Here is a 3,620-nt window from a genome sequence, read left to right as displayed (position 1 = left end):
GCTGTTTCGCATCAGGGCAACGCTTCGATCATAATTCCCTTCCCTGACCATAACTTCAAGCCGGGGACCCAGGTGAAACCGGTTTGCTGCAGCCAGAAGAAGCATCAGAACAAACAGAGCCGTCTTGGCAAGCAATATCCTCCCCCAGGAACTGTTGAATAAGGGAGTTAAGTTACCCTCAGCAATATACAGATAGTTGACCAGCGCACTCAGGATCAGGGCTACAACAATCACCGTTCCTGCCGTGGCAAATTTTGCCAGGGAGTCAGATATCACAATGACGCTCTGTGCATTATGCTCGTTTCTGCGCATCAGCAGGATAGCAAATGCAACCAGAGCACCTGTCCAGGCACCTGCAGCGCCGAGATGGGTCAGATCGCTCAGTAAATGGAGATAGTAATGCAGACCGTCATGCATAACGGCGTGTCCTCCCCAGGCAAGTGTAGCCAGCGCCACGCCCCCACTCATCGTCATCAGCAGGCAGGACAATACTCTCTTATTAGTGTAAAGGAACAAAGCACCGAGTGTGGTAAACAGGGCACAGAGCCTGACAATCCAGCTAATACCCACATCAGTTTCTTCTATCACCATCTCGATAACATGGATGGATAATTCTCTGAGGTCAGTTACTCCACTCATGGCATTAGATACCAGGAGCATATTAATGCCAGTAAGAATGATGCCTGTAACAACAGCAAAGGTTATAAACGACCTGAAATTAGTCAGGTTATAGGTTTCATGTCTGACACCGCTTATTCCATATATCTGAAAAAATGGCAATCCAAATATTACCATCAAATCCAGATAAAGAAGAAAACGAATAACAATCATAATCAGGTCGTTCATAATATTACTTCACTGTAAAGGTGTAATTACCGGTAATAGGGTGCGTATCTGAAGAAACCGCGCGCCAGTCAACACGATAAGTGCCAGCGGGTAAAGGCTCTCGCGGAATAATGACCATCGATTTAGGGTCAGCGCCTGGCACCACTTTTGCCGCGACCGGCATCGGAGAATGTGATGACATGCCTTTCATACCCGTCATCGTTAATTTTGCACCTGAGAATTTCACGGTCAGATTTTCCGAGAAATTAAGCTGAATCTTTTCCGGGGCCGCTACGGCTGAATCAGCCTGTGGCACAGAGCTTTTTAATTCCGGATGGGCCATAGCAGAGAAAGCAACGCCCATAACGAGGCCACCTGTAAGAATGGCTTTATTTAAAATCGACATTTTATTTACCTGTTTAGTTGAGTGTTTTATATCAGTGCGTTAAAACCAGATTCTGGCTCCCGCCAGGAATACTACCTGATGGTCTTTCTCACCTTCTCTTTTCGCCATATCGGATGTTTTCCCGTAAAGTTGATTCCAGGAAACGCCTATATAGGGTGCAAACTCACGGCGTATTTCATAGCGCAGCCGGAGCCCCAGCTCTGTGTCAGTCAGTCCCCTGCCGCGACCCCGCGATTCATCATCCTGACTGTAGAAATTCACCTCATAGGATGGCTGGAGTATGAGCCGGTTAGTCAGTAAAACGTCGTATTCTCCTCCCAGACGAAGGGCTGCTTTTCCGCCATTACTGACAAAACCCGTAATTTCAGACTCAAAATTATAGAGTGCCAGCCCCTGAAAACCGACAGCAGCCCAGGTCCGGGCAGAAGCAGGTCTGAAATCCTGCCTGACACCCGCAACCAAATCCCACCATGGGCCAACCGCATGTCCCCAGAGTAACTGCGCTTCAGCCGCCTCCGTTTCCCCATTGCTTCGTTCACCTTCACTCTTTAGCCAAATCCGATCTGTGTCGCCTCCAATCCAGCTGTTAACACTCCAGCTGAAATTGTTGGTGTTATCCGACCGTTGCCATTCCAGTTGATCCAGCAGAACCAGATAATTAATCGCACTGTCGTGAATCGCATGCCCCTGTAAATTGCCGAATGCAGCCTTCCGGTCGGCATCGGTAACAGGCGGAATTGGCGTTCTGCTCTCAGTTACAATGGGCTCCATTGACGTCATCTCAGTGAAATTCTCATCTGCTGGCATCTGCATGGCAGACATGTCGTGCCCGGCGTGGGGATCTGCAGAGACGGAGCCCGCCGCAATAGAAAGCTGTGAGGTAAACAAACCGGCGACCAGAACAGGTATGGCCTTCAAATTTCTCTTCATTCGCATCATTCCTCCACCCGGACTTCACGAAACATTCCCATTTCCATGTGATAGAGCAAATGGCAGTGATACGCCCAGCGGCCAAGCGCATCTGCTGTCACTCTGTAACTGCGTTTTGTACCAGGGGGAACATCTATTGTGTGTTTACGAACCATGAAATTACCGTTTTCATCTTCCAGATCGCTCCACATACCATGCAGGTGAATGGGGTGAGTCATCATGGTATCGTTGATCAGCGTGATCCTGAGCCGCTCACCGTATTTCAGCAGCACCGGTGCGGCATCTGAAAACTTGATTCCGTTAAATGACCAGGCAAACTTTTCCATGTGGCCGGTTAAATGCAGTTCTATGGTACGGCCAGGTTCACGTCCGTCAGGATCCTCAAAGCGGCTTTTCAAATCCGCGTACGTGAGAACCTTTCTTCCGTTATTTCGAAGACCAATACCCGGATCATTTAATTTCGGAGAGACGCTCATCGCCTGCATATCAACCAGTGGGTTATCCGTTTCTGACGCAGGATGACTTTGCATACCCGGCATTCCGGCCATCCGGGAATGATCCATACCGGCCATGCTGCTGTGATCCATGGGCGCGGAGGATGTCCCGCTATCCGGAAGGTCAGCACCGTCCATAGACATCATCTCTCCGCTGTTATCCATGCCTCCCATCTGGCTGTGGTCCATTCTTGCCATATCATGTCCCATTCCCCCCATACCCATATCTTCCATGGTCAACAGAGGACGGGGATCGAGGGGGGGAACGGCAGCACTTAACCCCTCTCTCGTGGCCAGTGTCCCTCGAGCGTAACCGGTCCTGTCCATGGATTGTGCGAAGATGGTATAGGCCTCACCCTGAGGCTCCACAATGACATCATAGGTTTCGGCAACGGCAATCCTGAATTCGTCAACGGTAACCGGGTTTACATACTGACCATCTGCAGCCACGACCGTCATTTTCAGCCCGGGGATACGGATATCGAAATAGGTCATTGCCGAGCCGTTGATAAACCGTAAGCGTATCTTTTCACCGGGACGGAACAGTCCGGTCCAGTTTTTCAGCGGGGCCTGCCCGTTCATGAGATAGGTGTAGGTGTAGCCACTGACATCCGCGAGGTCAGTCGGATTCATTTTCATTTCAGCCCACATTTTCCGATCGGCAATGGTGGCTGACAGCCCCCTGGTATTCACGTCGCGGAAAAAAGAGCCAACGGTTGGTTTATTGAAATTGTAGTAATCCGACTGTTTTTTTAATTTTTTCAGCAGGCTGTGAGGATTTTCATCGGTCCAGTCAGACAACATGACCACATGCTCACGATCGTAAGCAAACGGTTCTGGCTCCCTGGCATCGATGATAATGGCACCGTATACCCCCTCCTGTTCCTGCAGACCGGAATGGCTGTGGTACCAGTAAGTCCCGTTCTGCTTAACCTTAAAGGTGTAAACGTAGGTATCATCAGGCT

The 3,620-nt window shown here is 49.8% G+C and carries 4 protein-coding genes; all 4 read right to left on the bottom strand.

The window, feature by feature from the left end; translation table 11 throughout:
- A partial coding sequence (gene pcoD, locus APU11_RS11435) for a copper resistance inner membrane protein PcoD (protein ID WP_342669375.1) occupies positions 1-795 on the bottom strand: 795 nt, incomplete at its 3' end.
- Between the two features lie 55 nt (positions 796-850).
- Positions 851-1,231, bottom strand: a complete 381-nt coding sequence (gene pcoC, locus APU11_RS11430; protein WP_058650532.1) for a copper resistance system metallochaperone PcoC — start codon at positions 1,229-1,231, stop codon at positions 851-853.
- A gap of 39 nt (positions 1,232-1,270) precedes the next feature.
- On the bottom strand, positions 1,271-2,161 hold the full coding sequence (gene pcoB / locus APU11_RS11425; RefSeq protein ID WP_001378118.1) for a copper resistance outer membrane transporter PcoB: 891 nt from the start codon (positions 2,159-2,161) through the stop codon (positions 1,271-1,273).
- A gap of 5 nt (positions 2,162-2,166) precedes the next feature.
- Positions 2,167-3,620, bottom strand: a 1,454-nt coding sequence (pcoA, locus tag APU11_RS11420) for a multicopper oxidase PcoA (RefSeq protein ID WP_060578486.1), incomplete at its 5' end; no start/stop codon positions are given.

Source organism: Enterobacter sp. 50793107, assembly GCF_001463365.1.
GTDB lineage: Bacteria > Pseudomonadota > Gammaproteobacteria > Enterobacterales > Enterobacteriaceae > Enterobacter > Enterobacter cloacae.
This window is presented reverse-complemented; position numbering and strand designations above follow the sequence as displayed.